The organism is Moraxella catarrhalis, from assembly GCF_001656295.1.
Lineage (GTDB): Bacteria > Pseudomonadota > Gammaproteobacteria > Pseudomonadales > Moraxellaceae > Moraxella > Moraxella veridica.
Map to the genome: position 1 here is coordinate 17,979 of NZ_LXHE01000016.1, position 25,753 is coordinate 43,731.

Annotated in this window: 15 protein-coding genes and 1 pseudogene; 5 read left to right on the forward strand and 11 right to left on the reverse strand. The window is 45.0% G+C overall.

Annotated features, from left to right (window positions below):
• Positions 1-3 precede the first annotated feature (3 nt).
• The 3 genes from AO382_RS07345 to AO382_RS07355 all read right to left on the reverse strand — a co-directional run bounded on the left by AO382_RS07345 (position 4) and on the right by AO382_RS07355 (position 2,610).
• Positions 4-1,227: an IscS subfamily cysteine desulfurase gene (locus AO382_RS07345; RefSeq protein ID WP_064619619.1), complete on the reverse strand. Its 1,224-nt coding sequence runs from the start codon at positions 1,225-1,227 to the stop codon at positions 4-6.
• Positions 1,224-1,730 (reverse strand): Rrf2 family transcriptional regulator, encoded by a 507-nt coding sequence (locus tag AO382_RS07350; protein ID WP_064612035.1) that lies wholly within the window; start codon positions 1,728-1,730, stop codon positions 1,224-1,226. Before AO382_RS07350 ends, AO382_RS07345 begins: the two co-directional genes overlap by 4 nt.
• A 202-nt stretch (positions 1,731-1,932) precedes the next feature.
• Positions 1,933-2,610, reverse strand: a complete 678-nt coding sequence (locus AO382_RS07355) for a hypothetical protein (protein ID WP_064612037.1) — start codon at positions 2,608-2,610, stop codon at positions 1,933-1,935.
• A 512-nt stretch (positions 2,611-3,122) separates the two neighbouring features.
• Here AO382_RS07355 and AO382_RS07360 point away from each other — a divergent pair.
• Entirely contained in the window at positions 3,123-3,395 is a 273-nt protein-coding gene (locus tag AO382_RS07360; RefSeq protein ID WP_064612039.1) for an HU family DNA-binding protein, read from the forward strand.
• A 197-nt stretch (positions 3,396-3,592) separates the two neighbouring features.
• Complete coding sequence (locus AO382_RS07365; protein WP_064619622.1) at positions 3,593-5,452, forward strand: SurA N-terminal domain-containing protein; 1,860 nt, start codon at positions 3,593-3,595, stop codon at positions 5,450-5,452.
• Positions 5,453-5,524: 72 nt separating this feature from the next.
• Here the strand turns inward: AO382_RS07365 and AO382_RS07370 are convergent, their stop codons facing one another.
• The 7 genes from AO382_RS07370 to mrcB all read right to left on the reverse strand — a co-directional run bounded on the left by AO382_RS07370 (position 5,525) and on the right by mrcB (position 21,304).
• Positions 5,525-5,863, reverse strand: a complete 339-nt coding sequence (locus tag AO382_RS07370; protein WP_064612043.1) for a 4a-hydroxytetrahydrobiopterin dehydratase — start codon at positions 5,861-5,863, stop codon at positions 5,525-5,527.
• Between the two features lie 9 nt (positions 5,864-5,872).
• Positions 5,873-6,676, reverse strand: a complete 804-nt coding sequence (phhA, locus tag AO382_RS07375) for a phenylalanine 4-monooxygenase (protein WP_064619625.1) — start codon at positions 6,674-6,676, stop codon at positions 5,873-5,875.
• Between the two features lie 278 nt (positions 6,677-6,954).
• Complete coding sequence (gene purH / locus AO382_RS07380; RefSeq protein ID WP_064619627.1) at positions 6,955-8,553, reverse strand: bifunctional phosphoribosylaminoimidazolecarboxamide formyltransferase/IMP cyclohydrolase; 1,599 nt, start codon at positions 8,551-8,553, stop codon at positions 6,955-6,957.
• Positions 8,554-8,988: 435 nt separating this feature from the next.
• Positions 8,989-17,070 carry a YadA-like family protein gene (locus AO382_RS07385; RefSeq protein WP_064619630.1) on the reverse strand — a complete coding sequence of 2,694 codons (8,082 nt, stop codon included), beginning with the start codon at positions 17,068-17,070 and terminating at the stop codon, positions 8,989-8,991.
• A gap of 420 nt (positions 17,071-17,490) precedes the next feature.
• Complete coding sequence (locus AO382_RS07390) at positions 17,491-17,745, reverse strand: helix-turn-helix domain-containing protein (protein ID WP_064610606.1); 255 nt, start codon at positions 17,743-17,745, stop codon at positions 17,491-17,493.
• Between the two features lie 89 nt (positions 17,746-17,834).
• Entirely contained in the window at positions 17,835-18,761 is a 927-nt protein-coding gene (gene prmA / locus AO382_RS07395) for a 50S ribosomal protein L11 methyltransferase (protein ID WP_064619634.1), read from the reverse strand.
• 158 nt (positions 18,762-18,919) lie between these two features.
• Positions 18,920-21,304, reverse strand: coding sequence for a penicillin-binding protein 1B (gene mrcB, locus AO382_RS07400; RefSeq protein WP_064619637.1), 2,385 nt, complete (start codon positions 21,302-21,304; stop codon positions 18,920-18,922).
• Positions 21,305-21,547: 243 nt separating this feature from the next.
• Between mrcB and AO382_RS07405 the strand changes: the two genes are divergently transcribed.
• Positions 21,548-24,166 carry a heavy metal translocating P-type ATPase gene (locus AO382_RS07405; protein ID WP_064619641.1) on the forward strand — a complete coding sequence of 873 codons (2,619 nt, stop codon included), beginning with the start codon at positions 21,548-21,550 and terminating at the stop codon, positions 24,164-24,166.
• 63 nt (positions 24,167-24,229) lie between these two features.
• Here the strand turns inward: AO382_RS07405 and tnpA are convergent.
• A pseudogene (gene tnpA / locus AO382_RS11475) lies at positions 24,230-24,472 on the reverse strand (IS200/IS605 family transposase); the annotation flags it as partial.
• A 55-nt stretch (positions 24,473-24,527) separates the two neighbouring features.
• Here tnpA and AO382_RS07410 point away from each other — a divergent pair.
• Positions 24,528-25,448: a transposase gene (locus tag AO382_RS07410; protein WP_227513583.1), complete on the forward strand. Its 921-nt coding sequence runs from the start codon at positions 24,528-24,530 to the stop codon at positions 25,446-25,448.
• 12 nt (positions 25,449-25,460) lie between these two features.
• The gene (locus AO382_RS11075) at positions 25,461-25,655 is read left to right on the forward strand and encodes a zinc ribbon domain-containing protein (protein ID WP_081261310.1); all 195 of its coding nucleotides are present in this window, start codon (positions 25,461-25,463) and stop codon (positions 25,653-25,655) included.
• Positions 25,656-25,753 lie beyond the last annotated feature (98 nt).

Here is a 25,753-nt window from a genome sequence, read left to right on the forward strand (position 1 = left end):
ATCTTAGTGTTCTTGCCATTCTACGGTATTTAAATCAATCCCTTCTTTGAACATATCCCAAAGTGGTGATAATTCGCGCAGCTTATCCACGGCTTCGTGAATTTGGGTCAATACCAAGTCAATGTCTGCCTCGGTCGTATAGCGACCAAAGCTAAAACGAATCGATGAATGAGCCAGCTCATCAGGGCGTCCAATCGCACGCAGCACATACGAAGGCTCAAGGGTGGCTGACGTACAGGCTGAACCTGAAGACACTGCCAAGTCTTTTAGGCTCATCATCAAGCTTTCGCCTTCAACGAAGTTAAAGCTGACATTTAGGACATTGGGCACACCGTGTTCAATTGAGCCATTTAAGTAAACTTCTTCGATGTCTTGTAAGCCATTCCAAAGCTTATCATGCAGCGCCTTGATATGTGCCTGGTCTTCATCAAAGCGCTGTACAGACAGAGCAAATGCCTCTCCCATACCAACGATTTGATGAGTCGCTAATGTACCTGAGCGCATACCACGCTCATGACCGCCGCCGTGCTGTTCAGCCTTGATGCGAACGCGCGGCTTACGACCGACATACAGAGCGCCGATACCTTTTGGTCCGTAGATTTTGTGACCGCTAAAGCTCATCAGATCCACTTTTAGCTCGCCTAAGTTGATCTTGATTTTACCGACCGCTTGGGCAGCGTCTACATGGAATAGCACGCCTTTTGCCCGCGTAATTTCGCCAATGCCAGCGATGTCGGTAATGGTACCAAGCTCATTATTGACCGCCATCAGACTCACCAAAATGGTGTCATCACGCAGCACCTGCTCGACTTGCTCAGGGTGGATCAAGCCTGTGCCTGCTTCAGGCTCAAGATAAGTGATCTCAAAGCCTTCTTGCTCAAGCTGACGGCAGGTATCTAGCACTGCTTTATGCTCAATCTTACTGGTGATGATATGCTTGCCACGACCTTCATAAAAATGCGCCACGCCTTTGATCGCCAAGTTATCCGACTCGGTCGCACCTGAAGTAAACACAATCTCTCTAGGATCAGCGCCAACCGTTTCGGCGATTTGTAAGCGTGCGTTTTCAACCGCCTCTTCTGCTTGCCAACCAAAACCGTGCGAGCGTGAAGCAGGGTTACCAAAAGTACCATCAAAAGTAAGGTACTTAACCATTTTGTCTGCTACTTCATTAGCGACAGGTGTGGTAGCGGCATAATCTAAATATATCAATGAAGTCTGGCTCATGCTGGATTCCCGATTAAATTAATTGTTGTGATTTGTGATTTGTCTTTTTCATAGCCATTCAAACGATTCACCTGAATGTCTGCAATGGCTTGAGTGTTTTTGGTTTCTAAGAGTTGAGCGAGCGTCACTTTTCTTAGATACGTTTCAATATGATTGGATAAATTATGCCATAAATCATGAGTTAAGCACATCGCACCATCATGACAGTCGCCTTTACCGCCACACTGAGTGGCATTGATGCTTTCGTCGACTGCAGTAATAATACTCATAATATCAATATCTTCAAGTGGTTTTGCTAAATGATAACCGCCCAAAGCGCCACGAGTACTATTAACCAATCCTTTTTTACGCAGTTTTGAAAATAGCTGCTCTAAATAAGATATGGAGATGGATTGGCGTTTGGCAATGTCTGATAAAGACACTGCGCCTTGATGGCGACTCTCTTGGACAGCCAAATCCAATAAGGCAGTGACGGCATACCGTCCACGAGTTGTTAAACGCATTGAAGTACTTCCATAATTGCCTAATTTTGGTCAATATAAGCATTGATAAAAATTTTGATGGTGAATGGCGTTATTATAATAATTCCGAGTAAATAGGTCAAGATTAAAGCAAGAAAAAATCCATCAGATATTTTAATCTAATGGATTGATTTTATTAATTTGTTATATTATAACAAGTTAATATGTCATAAAATCATCAGGTTTAAATCACAAAATGCATAATAATACTCACCACTGCCACAATGATAGCAATGATCATAACAATAAAAGTGGTTTTATTTTTGCTTTTTTGCTCTGCCAGCTGAATGGCTAAGCGTTTATTTTCCATAGATAACGCATCGATACGCTCAGCCTGCTCATTGATTTTTAATTGATAATTGGCAATTTTTTCAGCTTTTTCTTCGGGGGTGGGTTTTTGCTTATTGCCCCCTGTGAATTTGGCTAAAGCATTATGAATCGCACCGCCAATGCCCATGCGCACCATCAACGCTTTTAGATTTTCAACCAATGCTGCATCGCCACGAATTTGCAGGGCATCGACATGATCAGGATTGTGATTGATTAAGGCATTGATCAGCTGAAAGCTATAACCATTGATGATGATATCAGCTGCAGGTTTATCTTCGGGCAGTTCGCTGTCTAATAAAATCCCCCGATAACCAAAGGTGGCATAAATGGTGATGTGCGGTAAATACGAGCGAATGCAGACAACCGTACCTGCCTTGGCAAGCGGATAAGCCAATTGGCGTAATTTTGGGTCAAAGCGTAACATTAATGTCAGTGCAGACTCAACAAAAATTAATACAATGCTCAGCAGGCTTTTTGAGACGATGCCTCCGCTAGAATGAGTGTTTACTGTATTTGAATTCTCAGTTGTCATAAATTTTCCTAAAATAATAACTCTAATTTTAATCGCACATTATCAGTCGAACAGGCCTAAAATATCATCAAAGCCGATGAGCCGCCCTAGATTTTCAAGCTTTAAGATACCGATGCTTGGAGTGGGTGTCAATATTGCAAATGTTACCGCTAACCCAAATCCTGAATGACTGCCTGGTGTGATCAATAAATTTTGTTCATATTACTGTATATTGAGTCATAAAAATAGCATTTTTTTACAGCTTTTACATAAAAATATGTAATTTTACTTGCTTATTGTTACTATGCTTGTTATAAAGGTAGCCATGGCTTTGCACGATTTTGCCTTAGATTTATAAATTTTTGTTAGGTTTGGGTATTAAACCATAAAATTTTTGCAATTTTTCTACAAAATTTTGTATTTAGCACTTGTAAAAGCTCGGGGATGCTTTTAAAATGCGTTGTTATAGAGATGCTTTGGTAACTTAGCAGAATCATTTGAAAAAATTTCATTCATTGTAAAGAGGATATCTTATGAATAAGTCTGAATTGGTAGATAGCATTGCACAAAGTGCTGGCCTAACCAAAGAGCAAGCTGCCAAAGCGGTTAATGCATTTACTGAAAGCGTTCAAGGCGCATTACAGCGTGGTGATGATGTTGTATTGGTTGGCTTTGGTACTTTTAGTGTCAAAGAGCGTGCTGCTCGCATGGGTCGTAATCCAAAAACTGGCGAAGAAATCCAAATCGCAGCCAGCAAAGTACCTAGCTTTAAAGCAGGTAAAGGCCTAAAAGAATCAGTAAACTGATTGACTTAGTGATGATAAAAAAGCTGCTCTATTTGGGCAGCTTTTTTTGTCAAGCATGAAAGATATTTTAAATAAATAACCCGTCTTGGATTACAAAAAGTGTTTTGAGAAATCTTATAAATTAGCGTATGATATGTAAGTTTTATTGTCACTATTTTATTTGTAACACCGACTGATTTGTAGAGTATAGCAAACCTATGGAAAATATGCGTAACTTCTTAAAAAGCTGGCCGGGTCGGCTGCTTTTGATAGGCACTTTGATACCAATGGCTTTTTTGGGCGTGGGCACGTTTGGTGGTCCATCAATCCAGCCCAATGAGCTGATTAAGGTGGGTGATCAAGTGGTGGATGTCGCAACTTTTCAAGCTGAGGTCAATGCTGAACGCAATGCCTTGATTGAGCAGGGCATCGATGCCAGTTTGATTAACGAACACGCACTACAGCAGCTGATCTTAAAACGGTTAACTGATAAAGCACTGCTTGAAAATCAGGCGTCATATTTGGGTATGACGGTTTCTGATGAGATGCTGACGCAGATTTTGCAGCGCTATGAAGTCTTTCATGATAATGGACAGTTTTCAAATGATCGTTTTGCTGCTTATCTACAGCAAAATGGTCTGACCAAAGATGCTTTATTCGCCATTGAGCGACTGCGATTAAGCTTGCGTCAGCTGATTACTGGTATCGTTGGCACCGCAATTTATCCAAACAGCGAAGTCTCAAAATTGATTGATTTACAATTGGAGGCGCGCGAGGTTTGGGTGCATCGGTATCATTGGCAGGATTATGTGGATCAAGTACAAATCAGCGATGCGCAAATCCAAGCTTATTTTGATGAGCATCAAGATAAGCTGATCAAGCCTGCGACAGTGGATCTAAGCTACATTGAATTGGATCCAAATGTGTTGAACGTTGAGACGCCAACTGAACAAGAAATCAGCGCACAGCACGCTGCCTATCTTCGAGAAAATGGCATGACAGACGGTCGGGAGTTGGCACAGATTTTATTGACAGGTCCAGATGCTCAAAAGCGCGCTGCCAAAATCCAAGCTAAACTGGATGCTGGAGAGTCTTTTGAGGCGTTGGCCAAAGCCCATTCTGATGACCCCAGTGGCTCAAATGGTGGCGTGATTGGCAGCTTTAATCCTTCGGTATTTGGAGAGCATGCCGCTGGGGTTGAGCAGGCTTTGTCAGGGTTGGGTGTTGGTCAGATCAGTCAGCCTGTCCAAACAGAATTTGGTTATCATATCTTTAAAGTGACTAAAGTCAGCGACGATGCGCCGAATATCGCCAGTATGCGCGATCAATTGATGGACAGAGCTGCCAAACTTAAGCGCGGCCAAGCATTTGCAGATCTATCTGCTCGGATTAACACCATGGCAACTGATGGCATGGGTGTGGCTGATATTGCCAAAGAAGCTGGTGTGGAAGTAAAGCAAATCACCGCCTACCCACAAACCAATAATATGACAGCATTGCCACAGCCGGCAGTGATCGCCGCAGCTTTTGACGATTTCACCATTCAAGATCAAGGCGTAAGCCCAAATATTTCTTTGGGTGAGAAAAATGTTTGGGTACAGCCGACTAATTATGAAGCAGAGCGCCCATTGACATTTGATGAAGCCAAGGCGCAGATCAAACAAACACTAGCCAAACAAAAAGCCATTGAGCTTGCGATGGTAGATGCTCAAAGAGTCGCCGATGAGGCTAAAACTTCTGGCGTGGCTGCTTTGACTAACACCGCTGCTAATATTGGTCTGGCGACACGCATGAGTCCTTTATTAAGCCCGCTTGAGCTTGCCAGTTTGTTCCTAAATCGCAGCGCAGAGGGTCATGATGTTTGGGCGACTCAAACCGAAGAGGGTGCGAGCGTCATTGTGGGCGGTCCAGTGAATCAAAGCAGCGAATCTCAGCTGTCAGCCGCTGATCGTCTGCGTGCTGTGGCGGTGATCCGAGATAATGTCGGTGCCGATCAGTTAGAGGACTATGTGCATTATTTGCGTGAAAGCAGCGAGCTTGTTATCAACCAAGATGCGCTTAAGGCACAGCAATTTTAACCAAGCTTTCATGCTTAAGCGGTATTAGAATCAATAAAAGCCCAAAATTTTGGGCTTTTACTTTATACGATTCTAAAATAGTGCATCGGTTTTTGCCGCCATGATAAAGTCATTTTGGTGTAGACCGCCTGCTTCGTGCGACCACCACGTCACCGTCACCTGCCCCCATTCGACAAGTAAAGCAGGGTGATGACCTGCGGTTTCGGCGATCTCGCCAACTTGATTGGCAAAATCAAGTGCTTTTTTAAAATTTTTAAATGAATATACTTTGGTCAGCCGATCAATATGATCAACAGTGATGATATGCCAGTCTGATAACTGATCGAGAAGGCTTTGGTATGCTTCTGGTTGTATGAGCGGCGCGCCGACACTGCAGGCTTGGCAGGTCTGATTTTTTAGTGATGTTGACATCATTTCTCCTTAAGTGTTGGGTGATCCTTTGTCCATTAAGCTTGGATGTATCGGATACATACCATCGATTTTGGCTGTCTCGATGGCGGATAGTAGCTGATTTTCATCCAAATAAAAAAGCTCATCAGGGTTTTTGATGACATAATAAATGGGCTGCAGCTTATCAATGCGATATGGCGTACGAAGCACGTCATTGAGCCGAAATTCTCGATATTCTGGCGCATCGCTTAAGGCGTATAGCGTCTCTTTGGGTGAGCTTAGAATACCGCCGCCGTAGATGCGCAGACCTTGCTTTGTTTCCATCAGCCCAAATTCCATCGTAAACCAATATAATCGCGCCAAAAAACCACGCGTCTTTTGATCGGCTTTTTTGCCAAGTTTTCCATAAGTGTGGGTAAATTTGGCAAAAGCAGGGTGGGTGAGTAAAGGACAATGTCCGACAACTTCATGAAAAATATCCGGCTCTTGAATATAATCAAAATCCTCACGAGAGCGAATGAAGGTCGCTACCGGAAACTTTTGCGCGGCTAACAGCTCAAAAAACTTAGCAAAAGAAATCAAAGCAGGCACCGCAGCGGTCGCAAATCCTGTGTGCTTTTGTAGGATTTGATCAATGTCATTGAGCTGAGGGATTTTTTGGGTGCACAAAGACAATTGATCAAGCCCATCCAGATAATCTTGGCAGGCGCGATTTTGGATGCTGTGCTGATGTCTGGTAAATAAATCTTGCCAAATCTGATGCTCTTCATCACTGTAGTGAATGACGCCAAATTCATCTGGCGTACGAGCCTGATAGCGTGTGTGTTGACTCATAACATTCCTTTGCATGACTTTATATAATTAACTATCAAGTGGACAATCGTGCACTTTTATTTTTTTATCATAAGTAAAAAGACCAGATCTGTCTAATGAAAAATCATTGCGAAGACTTAATGATAAAAAACTATTTGTTATTAATTATAAATTTATTTAAAAATAAAATTAATTTATCGGAAATTCCCATAGTTTTAATGATGAAAATAAAGGCGGTGCTAAATATTAGCACCGCCTTTTAGGATTTTTATTAAGTTATACTATTAATCACCATGGAATCAATGGCGGAAGTGACGCATACCGGTAAAGACCATGGCGATACCATGCTCATTGGCGGCAGCGATCACTTCTTCATCGCGCATCGACCCACCAGGCTGAATGATGCACTTGATGCCTGCGGCTGCAGCATTATCGATACCATCGCGGAATGGGAAGAAAGCATCAGATGCCATCACTGCCCCTTCCACGATTAAGCCTGCGTGCTCAGCCTTGATCGCGGCAATGCGTGCAGAGTTTACGCGGCTCATCTGACCTGCGCCAACACCGATGGTTTGGCGATTTTTGGCATAGACAATGGCGTTTGATTTGACATATTTGGCGACCTTCCAAGCAAAAATCAGATCATTAAGCTCTTCATCTGATGGTGCGCGCTCTGTAACCACTTTTAGATCGGCTTTATCCACCATGCCAAGGTCTTGGTCTTGGACAAGCAGACCACTATTGACACGTTTAAAATCAAACTGGGCGGCGCGCTCAGTGATGCTTGGCAGCTCACCACAAACCAGCACGCGTACATTTTTCTTCGCGCCGGTCACTTCCAATACGCCATCTTCGACACTTGGCGCGATGATGACTTCGACAAATTGACGCTCAACGATGGCGCGCGCTGTATCAACATCAAGTGGACGGTTGAAGGCAATGATACCGCCGAACGCAGACTCAGGGTCAGTCGCATAAGCCAAATTATAAGCTTGTAAAATACCATCTAAAGAAACAGCGACACCACAAGGGTTGGCGTGTTTTACGATGACGCAAGCAGGCTTGGCAAATGATTTGACGCACTCAAGCGCAGCATCGGTATCAGCGATGTTATTATAAGACAGCTCTTTGCCTTGTAGTTGGCGTGCAGTTGCCACCGATGCTTCTTTTGAGCCGCTTTCAACATAAAACGCTGCGGATTGATGCGGGTTTTCGCCGTATCTTAGATCTTGGGCTTTGGTGAATTGACTATTAAACGTGCGCGGGAACATAGTGGTTGCGGTCGCATCGTCACTTGGGGCAGCGCTGTCATCTTTAGGCAGGCGCGCACCAAGCCAACTGGCAATCATGCCATCATAAGCGGCGGTGTGTTCAAAGGCTTTGACCGCCAAATCAAAACGCGTGCTGTGGCTAAGTGCGCCATGAGATTTTAGCTCATCTAAGACCGTTTGATAATCATTTGGGCTAGTGATGATGCCAACATGGGCGTGGTTTTTGGCAGCAGAGCGCACCATGGCAGGACCGCCGATGTCAATATTTTCAATGGCATCAGGCATGGTGACATCTGGCTTGGCAACGGTCGCTGCAAAAGGATATAAATTAACCGCGACAATATCAATGCGATCAATGCCATGCTCTTGCATGATGCCGTCGTCAGTACCACGGCGACCCAAAATACCACCATGAATTTTGGGATGCAGCGTCTTAACTCGACCATCCATCATTTCAGGAAAACCAGTATGTGCCGACACTTCAATGGCTTCGATGCCATTGTCTTTTAATAATTTAAAAGTGCCGCCTGTTGATAAGATGCCAAAACCAGTTTCTACCAAACCTTGGGCAAATTCAACGATTTGCGTTTTATCTGAGACGGATAATAATGCATAATTTTTTGTCATAATTACTGACCTAATTCCCATAATGAAAAATGCGTAAGTTTAATTCAAAAAATGCATATGGCTATTTGCATTTTTATGATAAAAAGCTGATGTGATGAGTTGTCACATATGCTGATAGCAATAAAATAATACCATTTCTCGGGGTATTTATAAAGACAAATTGGGGAAATTTATGAAAAGTGATCACAATCAGGAATTTTGGGGATAAATCGGTAATTTTTTGGTTAATGGCACAATTTTAGCCACACCTAAAAACTACATTGATAAGTTTATCTGTTTATCAATGGTAATTTGGTCATGATGAAGATAATCACTTGAGCTGTAAAATGGTTTAAGTTATAAAAAACATCAGCATCAGTGATATGACTGATGCTGATGTTGTTTTGTACAACTATGGTGAGATTGATTTTTAAGTAAAAGCTCGTGATTTATTACTTAAAAGTGAAAACCTGCACCAACTGCCGCCCCTGCATTGCCTTGGGTGTCGGCTGAACCATTGATTTTAAATACCCATTGACCATTATCCGACAGCTTAGACAGTCCCACTGCCACCGCACCTTGACCATTGTAGGTGGCAATGCCCCCTGTAACCATGGATCTGCCAGGAATATAGGCTTGTGGCATGGACGCCATCGCCATCGCTGATGAAATCCCTGCATTGGCTTTATTTTCGTTTTGGTGGATACGATGACCAAGTTCATTAGTTGCGTTGGCAATGCCTTGGGTGGCTTTATACAACTGACTGCCATTTATCGCATCGGTACTGGTGGCACTGACCTCACCTGCTGCCACATTTTGGATACGGCGTTCAGCACCTGAGGCACCCACGGAGACCGCACCAACTGCCGTTTGTCCAGCAAAGCCTTTGACAGTGCCTGTTGCACCTGCTGTGGTGGTTTTGCCTGCTGTGCCGTCAGATTTTTTGGCTTGTGTGCCTGCTTGTGTGCCTGCACTGATGGCGGAGTTTGAACCTAAGGCAACCGAGTTACTTTCGGTCACGGTGATGTTATTCCCCACACCAAAGACATCGGTTTGAGTGGCATCGGTAAACTGGTTGTTATTACCCACACTGTAACTGTTATCAGCTTTAACAGTACTTGGGTCACCGATGGCACCAGAGTGCTTACCTGTTACCACATTGCCTGTACCGATGGCGATGGATTGATTGCCTGTGGCTTGTGCCTTATCACCGATGGCGATGGATTGGCTGCCTGCTTGGGTTTGTCTGCCCACGGCAACGGCGGCTTCACCATCTGCCTTAGCCTGGAAACCGACCGCCGCTGAGTGCTTGCCAGCAGCACTTGAATCAATGCTGTTACGCCCTTGTACCACAGGTTCTTGATTGCCATCGTTGACATGGAAGAAGCGGATGCCTTGCTCGTTTATTTTATCGATGGCTTCTGCGGGGTTGTTGGTCACATAGTTGGTCTGACCTTCGACATTATAAGTGGTGAGCAGGGCTTTTTTACTGCCATCTTTTTGGGTTTTGACCCAAACATTGTTTAAATCACCGTTGGCATTACCGTCTTTATCCACGCCCACTTGTACGCCACCATTGGCAAGTTTGTCGGCATCGTTATTACCTTTACCGCCAAGTACTGTGCCTGCTTTGATGGCAGGGCTGTTAGATGATGAACCTGAATTTGGGTCTTTTTTGATGTCGACAATGTTCACCTGACCACCGCCAGCATTACCAGCGTTGCCACTGCCAGCATCACCATTACCAGCGTTACCAAGACCCAACAAGCTGCGTACTTCGTTTAACTGTTGCATGTTGGCAGCGTCGGTGTCTTTTGTGCCTTTGCCTACATTGCTGATGACCTTACCGCCCATGTCCAGCCCATCTTTACTTAGGGCGATGTTGCTGTTATCTTTGCCTTTGATGCTGATACCATCAGAGTTTACCGTGGTGGTCGTACCATCTTTGGCTTTAAATACCGCTTCTGATAAATTATTAAGAGCAACCGCATCGCCTGTACTGCCTTTATCAGCATTGGGGTTGACAAGGCTTAGACCAGCTGGGGTTTTGGCATCACTGGCTGATTTGCCTGCTTTTAGTGAGCCGTTTGGCATGAGGTCGTCTGCTTTGTAGAACTTACCATCTTTGGCTTTGATAAGCACATTGCCATTATCATCGGTCGCTGCTAAGGCGGTGTTGACGGTGATGTTACTCATCGTGCCATCAGCACTACGCATGCTTGTGATGTCGGCACCTGTACCATTGACAAAGTTGACGGTATCATAGGCTTTGACAAAGTCCACTTGATTGTTATTGGTCTGCAAGTTAAAGCCTGCATTTAGCACATCTTTGACACTGGCAGCATTGGTTTGCTGTGCTGCTGATAGACTGGGCAGACTTTGGGCTTGCCCTGCATTTGTGTTATTGTCCGTGTTTGGCGTGGCAATTTGTGGCAAAGTGGCCTTGATGTTGGTTAGAGTAATGGCATCTGAGTTGCCACCGAGTTTTGCCACCACTTGATGACCTGTATCAAGGGGTTTGCCATGAGCTGCCAGATTGGCAAGTTTGTCCGCATCGGTGATGGGGTTGCCATCTTTGTCCACAGGTACGCCGTTGGCATTGGCTTGATAGTATTTACCATCGGTGCCTTTAATGGCTTTTTGGGGCTTGCCATCGGTGCCATTGACGGGGTTGCCATTGGCATCGGTTACCACAAAGGGCAATGACGCACCTGAGTTGCTTTGGTTGTTTAGGGTATTGACTGTTTTGGCAACTTCATTAAACTGCTTAAAGTTCACCGCATCGTTATCATTGACAGCTGCACCGATGTTACTGATGCGTTTGCCACCCATGTCCAGCCCATTGGCACTTAGCACAGGGGTATTTGCTTTGGCTTGACCGTTAGGCTCTACAAAAGACACACCTTTTTCATCAATTCTGGTGCCACCTGCACTAACGCTGTTAAGATTGGTTAGGTCTTTGGCAAGTTTGAACTGTACGCCATTTGGCTGTGAGACCACGCCAATATTTTTGCCATCGCTTAGGTTTGTATAATCAGCCCCACCTGTCATGGCAAAGGTGTCGCCAAGATTCACCTGACTGTGTACGCCATCATCTGATTTAAAGGTGATGGGCGTGCTTGCTACCTGATGCAAGTCATTGACGGTAACGGCGGCGTTTTTGGTTTTGGTATCTTTGGCGGCAGTTTCAAGCCCTTTGACAAAGGCATTATCTTCGTTGATGCCATTAGCGTCATTTTCTTTCTCTTTGGTAATGACTGATTTGACATTCATTTGAGCCAATTTGCCATCTGGGGTTTGGGCTTGGGCGACCAGTTTGTCTTTGGCAACTTCTTTGGTTTTGTCCGCTTGACCGTTGTCATTGACTTGATAGTACTTCTTATCGGTACTGTCATAGATGACCTTGTTACCATCAGCATCAACATAGCCTGCTGAGTTGCCTGCTTGGCTTGCCCCTTTGGCGGTTTGGATGTCGTCAGCCAAAGTATTTAGATGGGTGGCGATGTCTTTGGCTTTAACAAGGGCGTTGTCATCAGTGGTGCTAAAATTGGTTGCATTACCATTAGCATCTGTCTTAGTGATGGTGGTGGTTTTTACGCCAATTTGTTTTTTGCCATTTTGAGCATCAACCAATGTTAAGGTTGTATCATCCACATTGACATCATACGCCACTTTACTGGTTTTGCTGGCTTCATCATAAGTTACCTTAGCAGTAGTGGCATTGCCATTGATAAAGTTGACGGTGTCATAAGTTGAGACAAAGTCTTTGGCTTCACCATTATTTTTTAAGTTAAAGCCTGCATTTAGCACATCACCAATGCTGGCGGCACGGGTTTTGTCAGTGTTATCGGCAAGCCCTTGGGTTAGTGTGTGTCCTGCACCATCATTGGTAACATTAGTTAGGGTGCTGCTTAGTCCTGTGATGGTGTTTTGACCAGCTTTACTGTCAATGACAATGCCATTGCCATTAGTGCTACCCACGGTCAGTTTAGGCGTGGTTAAGCCTTTGGTTTGGTCAATACCAACTTTGACTTTACCTGTGGTTTTGTCATTGCTGATGCTGATGCCATTTTCACCTGTAAAGGTGACTTTATTAAATTGATTGTTGTCGGTATCTGCTGTTTTACCAACAGTAAAGTTGTTGTCTTCTGTACCATCACTGATAGTAAAGGTTTGTAGGGCGGTTTTGACTTGATCAAGATCAGCTTTGTTTAAGTCAGCAACTTTATCAGCAACTTCTTTATGCTGTTTATAAGTTACTGCATCGTTATCGCTGTCACCTTGGGCAATATTACTGATCTTTTTATTACCAGCATTGATGCCGTTATCTTTGGTAATCTCAACATCGCCCACTTTTAGCTTGTCCTTATCAAGATAAGGTTTGTTTTCATCAAGTGAACCAGCTTGATTGCTAAAACCAACTTTATCTTTGGTGATGTAAGTTGTGCCTTCAAGCGGTGTATTATCGCCATTAGTAAACTTCAATCCATCAACGCCATAGACGGTTTTGCTGTTGGTGGTAGGGGCAGTACCTGTATTTTGTTTGCTAAAGGTTAAACCACCGTTTTGTAACTCGGCGATGTCATTACCAGTACCAACGGTAATTTTACCTGTGGCAGCGATGTTATTGAGCCCTGTTAGATCTTTAGCCAGTTTGACGGTTAAGCCGTCAGTACCTGCCACCACACCGATGTTATTGTCGGTTAATGCGTTGGTATCTGTTTGCCCACCTTGAACCTTTAAAGTATCGCCCAGTTTTTTAGTGACATCAGTGCCTGTATCACCTGCAAAGGTCAGCGGTGATTGTGCTAAGCCATGTAAGTCTTTAACTGTGGCGGCAGAGTTTTGCTTGTCGGAGTTTTTAGCGGCAGTTTCAAGCCCTTTGACAAAGGCGTTGTTTTCGTTGATGCCATTGCCTTCATTTTCTGTTTCTTTGGTGATGGCAGATTTAACCTTGGTAATTTCTTTATCACCTGCGTTAATGCCAGTTAGGCTTAGGTGGGGTTTGTTTGTATCAAGTGTGCCAGACCCATCATTAAAGCCAAAACCAGTTTTGGTCATGATGGCGGTATCTGCTTTTGGTCTGCCTGCTGTACTACCATTGACATCAGCAAATTTAATGCCATCAGCACCGACTTGGATTTGTTCGTTACCGTTTTTAACAGTCAAGCCACCGTTGTTTAGGGTGCTGTTGCCAACGGTCAGACCGTTATTTTGGTTAAGCCCAAAGGTAACTGTACCATCTGTTTTGGTTGTAACATCAACACCGTTTTCACCTTTGAGTTTTAGGGTGTTGACTTGCTCACCGTTTTTTTCTTTACCCACGGTGATGGCGTTGGTTTCGCTGTCATTATCATCAGCACCATTTTCATCTACCTTTTTAACTTTAAAGGTTTGTAGGGCGGTGCCTGCCATATTTTTAGCTTCATTGGCAGCGATTTCGGCACTTTCTGCTTTATCTTTGGCTTTTGTTGCTTGCTCTTGGGCAGTTGTTGCTTGTTCTTTGGCAGTTTTGGCTTCGCCTGCACTTTTTTCAGCAGCGGCTTTAGCATCATTGGCTTCAGTTTTGGCGGTTTCGGCAGCTTGGGCGGATTGATTTGCATTTTGTTCCGCTGCTGCTGCTTTTTGCTGAGCTGTTTGGGCGTTTTGTTGTGCTTCTTGAGCAGAATTCTTAGCGGTCTCAGCATCAGATTTAGCACTTTCTGCCTGTTGTTGAGCTGTTTCAGCTGATTGCTGTGCTGTTTGGGCGTTTTGCTGTGCTGTTTGTGCTTCACTTGCACTGTTTTGAGCTGCAGTTTTGGCGGCTGTTGCTTCGTCTGCACTTTTTTCAGCAGCGGCTTTAGCATCAGTAGCTTCTGATTTAGCTGTTTCAGCTGATTGCTGTGCTTGTTTTGCCTGCTCAGCAGATTGACTTGCTTTTTGTTCCGCTGCTGCTGCTTTTTGCTGGGCTTCTTGAGCAGAATTCTTAGCGGTCTCAGCATTAGTTTGGGCACTTTCAGCCTGTTGCTGAGCTGTTTGAGCATTTTGCTGTGCTTGTTGTGCTTGTTCTTTAGCGGTTGTTGCTTCACTTGCAGATGTCGTTGCTTGCTGTTGAGCCTCTTGGGCTGATTGTTTAGCACTTTCTGCTTTATCTTTGGCTGCTGTCGCTTGCTCTTGGGCTGCTGTCGCTGATTGCTGTGCTTGTTTTGCCTGCTCAGCAGATTGACTTGCATTTTGCTGGGCAGTTTCTGCTTGGGCTGCACTTTTTTGAGCTTCATTTGCAGATGTATTAGCGGCTGTTTGTGCTTGCTCTGCTTGTTTTTGAGCGGCTGTCGCTTGATTTGCAGATGTCGCTGCTTGGTTGGCGGCTTCGGTTGCTTGCTGTTGAGCCGCTTCTGCTGTGGATTTAGCAGTATCAGCTGCAGCTTTAGCATCACTGGCGGTACTGGTTGCGGTGTCAGCAGCAGATTTGGCACTTTCTGCTTTCTCTTTGGCACTGTCAGCCGTAGATTTAGCGGTGTCAGCCGTTTTATTGACTGTATTTAGATAGCCTGCCAAATGTTGGGCGGTAACTAAGCCATCGTTATTATTATTACTAACACTAAATTTATTATCACCAGTGTCAGTACTATCAAGAGTGGCGGTATTCACGCTAATGGTATAAGTTGGAGCGGTAACATTGCCATTACCATCAACTGATAGATCGCCATTATTGGCAATATTAATACCAGCACCTTTGGTTAAAGTAGGCTTGGCGGCTTTGAGTTGTCCGATGGTAACGGCATCGGCGGCGTCTGTACCTTTTTTTAGGTTGGTGATTTTGGTAGTTTGAGCGTCATAGCCTGTGACGGTTAAGCGTGGTAAGTTACTGGCAACCGAGCCATCCGTACCACTAAACCCAATGGCATCACTTTTAATGCGTACGGTTTGGTGTTTGGCTGGATTAGCATTGGTAGTGAATTTTAGCCCATCTGTGCCATAGACGGTTTTGTCTGCGTTTGCACCTGTTGTTTGGGTAAAGGTTAAACCGCTGTTTTGTAGCTGGGCGGTGTTGCCGTTATTGCCTACGGTAACCGAATTTGTGGCGGTTAGGGTTTGAGTATTAACCGATGTCAGTTCTGTTAGCTCTTTGGCAAGTTTGACTTTTAGACCATTACTATCTTTTACCACACCGATGTTCTTACCATTGGTTAGCTTGTCCGCTGTATTCTCACCACCTTTGATGGTTAAGGTTTCGCCTAATTGCTTAGTAACGCTATCGCCTGTATCGCCTTGAAATTTCATGCCTTGGCTGATTTTGTTAATATCGGTAGCATTGATATTAACATCTTTAAACTTATTAATGACAGTTTTGGCATTTTCGCTTAGGCTTACGGTGTATTCTTTGCCTTGTTCGGCGTTTGTACTCTCTGTTACATTTATCATCTCACCATTTTTCACGCTGGTTTTTTCTTGGCGATGGTTTCCAGCCACATTGACCGCATCGGTTTCGTCATTACCTGCACCGAGATTGGTGATTTTACGCTTGATATTGCTGCTACCGATAGACAACGCCCCTATGCCGCTGGTGGATTTTTGGTCATTGGTTAGGGTTGCACCATCAGGCTGATAGGCGGAATTGCTGTTATCAGAGCTGGTAACCACAGAGCCATAGCCTAGGGCGATGCCTTTGTCGGCTTGTACTTTGGTACCACGACCCAGTGCCAACGCCCCTGTTTTTAGTGCTTGGGCGTGATAGCCTATGGCGGCAGTGGTGTGGGCATCTCGGTAAAAGTGGGTGTGTAGTGAGCCATATTGTGAAAGGTCTTGACTGTCTTGTGTATTGTCAGCTGAGCCGATGGCGATGGCACGCTTGCCTGAGCTGGTGGCAGAGTGACCGATGGCGACACTGTTCTCACCCTTGGCGACCGACACCATGCCCAAAGCGACGGCATGGTCTGCCACGGCAGCGGAGTTCGCCCCCAGAGCAGCCGCCCCCAAGCCATGGGCATAGGCGGCGGTACCTACCGCCATCGATGCTTGTCCACTACCATCACTATTTTCTTTGGTTTGAGCACCCACACCCACCGCCAAAGATAGATAACTATCAGCCTCTGCCGCCGTACCTAATGCCCAAGCACCATGCTTAGCTTTTGCGTCGTCCCCAAAACGATAGCCTATGGTATCAGCTTTACCAACACTGGCACTGCCAGTTCTATCAGTCTTTTTAAAGTATAAAGGCGTTTTCCTATCTGTGAATTTTTCTCCAGATGCTACCTTTTTGTTACCATCGGTAAAACTGCGGTTCTCTGGGTTCATATAGTCCACATGAAAGGCGGTGTTAGAAGTACTTTGACCGATACCGCCCTTACCGCCTTCGTCAGCCCCCCAAGCCTGACCCCCCGTCATCACCAGCAGCACCGCCATGGCGGTACGAGTTAGGGCAGTGCCAAGCGTGGGCGTATCTGTCGCCCCAACCACTGCCTTGCGTGTACCTGTGCTGTGGGATTTGGCGTACTCTGCCACCGCCATAAATGTGCCTGTGGCTTTGTTAAAGATGACTTTATAGATGTGGTTCATGGTGACTACCTTATGTTTAAAAATATGCTAACAATTTATCATAAAAAATCTGTTAGCAATGAATAATAAATATAACTAATTGATTTAATATATCTTAATAATTTAGCTTAATTATCCATACGCACCGCTCAGCTAAGCTTAAGTAAAACATGGCTAATATTCACTAATGGCTTATCAATACTTATTAATTTGGTGTGGTATGGGTGTATTTGCTGGTTTTAATTTTTTATTGATAGTAATCAATCTTTGATTGAATCGTAGGCATTACGATAGGGTTTATCATTCAGATAAAATTATCATATCTTATTCATATTATACGCATAGGGGGGGGGAATGCAATGATTTTTACAAATGAGTTACTAAATTATGACAATGCCAGCAACAATATTCCTGCTAATATCAATGGCGATCAATGGCGGTCTAAAGCAAGTGATAAATTTTCATTTTGGTGCGTAATGTGCCACGATTGATGCCAAGGATTTGGGCGGTTTTGGATTGATTGCCGCGAGTGTGTTTCAAGGTCGCTATCAACAAAGGCTTTTCAAATTCTGCCAAAAAAATATCGTATAAATTATGCGCCTCAGCGTCGCCAAGCGCCTCAAAATAACGCTCAGCGGCACGCTCTACATGAACATGCAAAGGGATGGTGTCAATGTCATTGTGCTCATCTGTCATAACTAGACTCTAATTTGTGCAGCTGTTAACCCAGTGGCAAACCATTTAATATGAGAATGTATGGCGCTACTCAATGCTTTTTTGGCGGATCATGATTTCTTAATACCGCTTAGGCGGTGCCAGTGGTGATCTTCGGCGTCCTGATAATTAAATGGTGCCTCAATGTCAAAATACGGCGCGTAAGCTTTGATGACATCTTGTGTTTGGTTTTGAATCAAGCCTGCCAGTACAATTGAGCCGCCTGGCTTGAGCAATTGATTAAAAGTTGGCGCAAACATGATCAGCGGCTTGGCTAAGATATTGGCGGTGATGGTATCGGCTAATTGTGGATTTTGACTGCGATATTCTGTAAATTCTTCGGGCAAAAATGCCATCAAGCGCTCAGACACGCCATTTAAAGCGGCATTTTGGTGAGTTGCAAGCACCGCCTGCGGATCGATATCAACCGCCAGTACTTGACGCGCGCCCAACAGTAGTGCTGCCACACCCAAAATGCCCGAACCGCAGCCATAATCAATGACCAATTTATCCTTTAAGTCCTGCTCAGACAGCCAATCTAAGCAAAGCCGCGTCGTGGCATGATACCCTGTCCCAAAAGCCAAACCTGGATCTAAGATTAGATTGGTGGCATTAGGATCTGGCGCATCAAGCCATTCAGGCACAATCCATAAATTGCCTGCGCATTTGATGGGCTGATAATAAGTCATCCACTCACGCGTCCAATCTTTATCATCTAAGCGCGTCAGCCAAAATCGCGTGGCATTGACTTCACTTGCGATCTCAGAAGCTAAGTTTTCAAAATTGGTGCCTGCCCAGCTGTCATCGCTGTTGGTGTCAAAGATGGCAGTCATGACCACATCACTCCACAAAGGCTCTTCACCAGGCATGGGCTCAAATAAAGGTTCATCGCCAGCATCTTCAAGTAAAATAGATACAGCGCCAGCCTCATAAAATAAGGCTTCGGCAAGTTCTACGGCGGATTGTGGGCATTGTAGGTGAAGTTGTTGCCAAGACATTAAAAACCATCCTAAAAATTCAAATATGTGTTTGCTTAATGGGTTTATTATAGCAAAGTTTTTTGAAGAATTTGTGGCTAAATACTTGCGGTGAGGGCAGATGCCTTAGCCTGATCGCTTTTGATGCCAATAAGCGCCAAAAGCGATCAACCTAGTTACTACCAAGGATTATCGCTATCTTCGGCAGGCTCATCATAAATAGGCGCATCTTCGATATAGATATCTCCTGTATCTGCGATGCCTTGTGAGCCATATTCAAGCATCTGCTGATATCTTTGGTTTTGATATTGAACTTCGGCGGCACACGCGCTCATCTGATGGGGGCGATACAGATCAATCACTGGCAACCATTTTGCGCCCGCGCAAGCTTGTAGGGTGGGTAAGCCTGAATTGCCATCCATCCACTGCCAAGTCACGCCGGCGGGCAAGGGCAGATTGACAGCCGTTAAATTCAGGCGCTTCATATAATCCGTCCAGATCGGCAGGGCACCTGTGCCACCTGTCAAACCAATGGGCTTATTATCATCACGACCTACCCAAACCACGCTGACATAGTTGCCACTATAACCTGCAAACCAAGCATCACGATTATCATTGGTTGTGCCTGTTTTGCCTGCCAAGCCCAGCTGACCGTTGATGCTGTTAGCAGCTTTGGCAGTGCCTGATTTGATGACTTCTTGTAATCCGCGATTGAGCAGATAGACGGCTTGGGGCGGCGCACGGAATTGATGATTTGGCTGCGAGCGCTGCAAGATACGCCCTTTATCATCCATCACGGTGCGGATGGTGTGAATGGGTGTATAAGCCCCGCCATTGGCAAAAATCTGATACATGCCAAGCATCTGCATGGGCGATAGATCAATCGCCCCCAGCATGACTGACGGATAGGGCGGAATATCAGCGGTGATGGACAAATTACCCATTTGCGCCTTAAAGGCATTCATACCAAGCTCAATGCCGACATTCACCGCAGCTTGATTGTATGAATTTGCTAATGCGGTGAGTAGTGGCACGCTGCCATGTGAGTTGCCGCCGTAATTTTTTGGCGTCCACGAGCGACCGCCGACGGTGTAGGTGACTTGATTGTCGTTCACTGGCGTGGTGAGGTTGTATTTACCTGACTGAAAGGCGGTCAGGTATATGACAGGCTTTAGCAAGGAGCCAACTTGTCTTTTGGCATCGATGGCGCGGTTAAAGCCTGTAAACTCACTGCCAGAACCCACCAGCGCCACCAGCTCACCTGTCGCTGGGTGAGCGCTCACCAAGGCGCCTTGTAGGTCGCGCGTGCGGCTGCCTTTTTTTCTAAGCTCGCCAAGTTTATTCGCCATTGCGGTATTGGCAGCCTGCTGAGCTAAGGGGTCTAATGTCGAGATGATGCGCAGACCACGATTTTGCAGGTCTTCTTGACGGTAGTGGGTTTTTAGCTCGCGCTGCACTACATCAAAAAAATCAGGAAATTGCGGTTTGGCAATGGCGGGACTTTTGACCACACCCAGGGGCTGCTCTATGGCTTTTTGATAAGTGGCTTCATCAATTTTGCCAGTGACAAGCATATTATTGAGCACCGTATTTCGGCGATCTAGCGCACGCTCAGGATTTTTACGCGGATTGTAGTGACTTGGTCCGCGCGCCAACCCAACCAATAACGCATATTGATCCAGTGACAGCTCACCAAGCGGCTTATCAAAATAAAACTGCGAGGCGATCCCAAAGCCATTGACTGACTGATTGCCATTTTGACCCAGATTGATCTCATTCATGTAAGCCAATAAAATTTCGTCTTTATTGTAATGTAGCTCAAGTAACAGAGCCATCAAAGCTTCATTGGCTTTACGCTTAAATGTGCGCTCAGAATTCAGATAAAAATTCTTAATCAGCTGCTGGGTGATGGTTGAGCCGCCTTGCTGCACTTGACCGCCTGATAAATTGGCAATCAATGCACGGGTAATGCCACGCACCGAGATGCCATAATGCCGATAAAACGCACGATCTTCAGTTGCGATCAGAGCATCAATGAGCGGTTTGGGCATTTGATCGGCGGTGATGAGCAGGCGATCTTCATTATTATCAGGATAGATGCTACCGATTTTGATGGGCTCTAGGCGCACCATGCCATGGGGATTTGGGACAGTGCTTTTTAGGCTTTTGATGGTGCCATTTTCAAAACGAACTTCAATCAGCTGTTTTGGGTTTTTGTCGGTGTCGCCATAGTTAAAACCACGCGTATAAATGGTGTAAGTTTGACCATTTTTTTGATAGCGTCCAGTTTGATTGGTGTTGCCGCTACTGTATCTGAGCAGCTTTAGCCAAGATTCAAGCTCGGATGCTGATAAATTGGCGCCTTGATGTAGATTTAAGGGGCGTGAATATAATGTGGCGGGAATATCCCATTTGCGCTTTTCAAATTTGCTGACCACCGCTGCATTCAGATACATGGCATACACCACAAACGCTGCGATCATGACAAGTATGATAATCAGCAAAAGACCTGTGGCAACAAAACCTGACTGGCGATGATTAGGGCAAGGCAATGATTTGGACACAACAAAAACCCCAAAATGAAAAAGTTATACTATCGCCTAATTTTTATGATTTTTCAAGGCGAAACGTTGCGCTATTTTAGATAAACTGCTGAAATTTTACAAATATTTATACACAACTGTGTGTGCTTGCTTTGTTTGTTTCTACAGTCGTAATAGTGTTGCCAAAATCTGATGGGCTGCGGTCGTCTGAGTCGTTTTGGAATGTGGTATAATGATCAATTATCCTGTCTTTTATGCCTGAATATGAGCCAATCTGATATTTTGCCTGATTCTCCATCTTCTTCATCTGCTGATTTTGATGTCATCGAACAAAGCCTCATCCTGCCCCCTGAAGGCAGCTGCTTTCATTGTGGGGAAGTGTTGCCAAAAGAGCCTTTTTTTACGCCAGTATTTGATAAGCCGAGAGCGATGTGCTGCCTTGGTTGTCAGTTGGCAGCACAAAGCATCGTTGAGTCGGGATTGTCGCAGTATTATCTTGACCGCCGCGAGATCAGCCCGACGGCAAGCCTGCCTGAGGCAATGAATTTTGAGGCTTATAACCATGAAGACATCAAAGGGCAGTTTGTGTATGCTGAAAATGGCGGCAGCACCGCAGAGCTTTCGGTCAGTAATCTAAAATGTTCGGCATGTACTTGGCTGATTGAAACGCGTCTCAGATCGCTTCAGGGCGTCAAAGATTGTCAGGTGAATTTAACACAGCAGCGTATGCGGGTGAATTGGGATGATAGCATTTTGCCAATCGGCGATATCCTAAAAGCGGTGCATTCGGTGGGCTATGATGCCAAGCCTTATCGCCAAGATACGCACGAAGCCATGCTCAAGCGGCAAAATAAACAAATGCTCATACGGCTTGGCGTGGCTGCGCTCGGTGCGATGCAGGCGATGATGTTTTCGATTGGCATCTATTTTGGCGCTTATAGCGGGATGTTGGTTGAGCATCGGGATTTTTTGCGTTATGTGTCGCTGTTTGTGAGTGTTCCTGTGTTTTTTTATTCAGGCGTGCCGTTTTTTGTGTCAGCATATAATGCGCTGCGTGCTCGGCAAATTAACATGGATGTGCCAGTATCGATTGCTCTGATCTTGACATTTTTCGCCAGTTTATACGCCACCATTATTGGTGCTGGGGAGACGTATTTTGATTCGGTATCCATGTTCATTTTCTTTTTGTTGGCAGGGCGATACATTGAGCAAAACGCGCGCCTAAAAGCGTCAAATATGGCATCGGACTTGGTGGTCATTGAACCGATACTGGTGACCAAAGTTGATGAAGCGCCTGATTTGGTTCAGGTATCAGTGGATGGGCAGCTGAGCTCATCTAAGATCACGGCTTGGCTAGCTAAGTCAAGCCAAAGCGATACTTCGTCATCTTCTAAAGATCCAAGCGATGATAAAATCCTGGCTCAAAGCGTCAAAGTTGGTGATGTCATCTGGATTGAGCCTGGCTCTCAGATCGTCGCCGATGGCATACTGTTGTCAGACGCGGCAACCGTTTCACAAAGTTTATTAACCGGTGAAAGTGATTTGATTGTTAAATCATGCGGTGAGACATTGGTGGGCGGCTCACAAAACGACAGCCAGCCTTTACTCATGCTGGTCACAAGTGATGTGGATAATAGTCAAATTGCGCTCATTGATCGGCTGATGAATCGCGCCATGAGCGAAAAACCCAAAATCGCCCAAGATGCTGATCGGATGGCACGCTGGTTTGTGGCACGCGTGTTGGTGCTGTCTTTGTTGGTGTTTGCGGTTTGGTATTTTATTGATAAAACCGAAGCTTTATGGGCGACAGTGGCGGTGTTGGTGGCAACTTGTCCCTGTGCGCTGTCGCTCGCCACGCCGATTGCGCTGACGGTTGCAACCAATCGTTTGGCAAGTTTTGGTTTTTTATCGACGCGTGGACATACAGTGCAGACCTTGGTAGATGTTACGCACGCGGCATTTGATAAAACAGGGACGTTGACTGTCGGACAAGCAAATTTATTGGCGGTGATTTCTGAGCGCCCAAAAAAACAGGTGCTGGCATTGGCGGCGGCACTGGAGATTGGCAGCCGCCATCCTGTCGCTAAGGCGCTGCTAACTGCGGCGCATGGACTTCATTTACCAAAAACCGAAGAGATCAGTCATCATATCGCCGGCGGTATCGAGGCGGTCTGTGATGGTGTGCGTTATCGCATTGGGCATGGCAGCTTTGTGACCGATCAAGCAAGCAGCCACCCTGACTTTGACTATGGTCAATTTCAAGAAAATCTGGAAGAGTATCAAGCCAATATGTCAGTGCTGTTATCAGCTTGGCAAGATGGCGCTTGGCAACTGGTGGCGCGATTTTATTTTAATGATTCGATCCGTGCAGACGCTCATCAGATGATTAAGCAAATCAAATCGGCAGGCATCACACCGCTCATGCTCACTGGCGATCCCAACCCAAATGCGCTTAAGGTAGCGGGCGAGCTTGGTATTGATGAGGCGCACTATGGCTTGACGCCTGAGGATAAAGTATCCCACATCAAACGCTTGCAGAACGAAGGTAAGATCGTGCTTATGGTGGGCGATGGGATCAATGATGCGCCCGTTTTGGCAGCTGCCAATGTCTCAACCGCCATCGCAGGGGCAGCAGATTTGGCGCAAGTCTCAAGTGATAGCGTGCTGCTTGGTGGTCGTCTATTAGCCATCCCTAGAGCCATGCAGGTCTCCACCAAAGCCCAAGCCATTATTCGCCAAAACTTAAGATGGGCGCTGATTTATAATACGTCGGTGCTCTTGCCAGCGGCGCTTGGCTATGTACCGCCTTGGCTTGCAGCGATTGGGATGTCATTATCAAGCCTTGCAGTGGTTCTAAATGCCATGCGCATCAAAACCGCTTAACTTATCCTGCTTACATCTCCACCCATAATCTTTGATTTAGGTGGAGATGTAAGCACTGATGCCCTAATCAGGGCGTTCTTGTTTTTCGATATACTGTCTAATGGTATCAACGGTAGCACCACCAGTCGTTAGCAAACAATACGCCCTAGTCCAAAGTACAGGTTTCCAGTAAAAGTAAGTTAAATGCTTTGCAAATTCCTTTCTCATTAGTCGGCTAGTCACTGTTTTTAGATTATTGATAAATTTACTTGGCATGATATTGGGGTGCATATCAAGCAGTAAATGCACATGATTGACACTAAGATTGACACTAAGTAGGGTTTACGCTAAATTATAACTACATTCACTCAACTAACAAGCCATGCTCAAAGCCTACAAATACAGAATTTACCCAAACCAACAACAAGCCATAGCGTTTGAACAACACTTTGGTTGTGTTCGTTTTGTTTATAATTGGGTATTGGCATTACAAAATAGATATTACAAAATCTTTGGCAAGTCGTTATCTCGTACCCAAATCCAAAGTCAGCTCGTCAAGAAAAAGAAAACAGGCAAGTTTGCATGGCTAAACGAAGTTAATAGCCAATCGTTACTAAATGCCTTGCTAAATGTCTATACCGCCTTTACCAATTTCTTCAAAAGTCGTACCAAGTTTCCACGCTTTAAATCTAAAAAAATCCCACAGCGAAGTTATCAATGTCCCCAACATTGCACCATAAATTTTAAACAAGGCATCATCAACCTACCCAAAACCAAAGGCATCAAAACCGTATTTAGCCGTGAATTTGTTGGCAATATCAAAACAGTTACCATCACTAAGACAGCCACAGGCAAATACCATGCAAGTATTTTAGTAGAAAACAATGAAGTTGTACCAACACCCACCACAATAGAGCCTAGCCTAACTGTTGGTATTGACTTAGGCATCAGCCACTTACTTAACTTATCAGACGGCAGCAAATTTGATAACCCAAAACATTTAGCCAAAGCCAGTCAAAGACTTGCGATACAACAAAAAATCTTTGCTCGCAAACAAAAACAAAGTAAAAACCATCAAAAGCAAAAGTTAGCCGCCGCTCGTATTCATGAAAAAGTACGCAACCAGCGTTTAGACATACACCACAAAATCACGCATAGCCTCATCTGTGAAAACCAAGCAACAAGCTATGCACTTGAAGATTTGGGTGTCAAAAACATGGTAAAAAACCGAAAACTTGCCAAAGCGATTCATGATGTGGGCTTAGGGCAATTTGTTACCTTGCTTACTTACAAGGCAAATTAGTATGGCAAAAACATTCTAAAAGTAAATCGGTTCTTTGCCAGTTCTAAAATTTGCTCGCATTGTCATCACAAATTAGACAGTCTGCCGTTGTCAGTCAGGCATTGGACGTGTCCTAGCTGTCAAACACAGCATAACCGTGATACCAATGCCGCAAACAATATACGCAAGCAAGCGTTAGCTGATGCACTAGGACTTAGTGTTGTATAAAGAGTTCCCTCAGTATAATACTTATCAGCGTAAGTGTACTGGCGAAAGATAGCAACTCAATCTAAGCTTAGGTTGTTATGGGTCGCAAAGATTCCCCC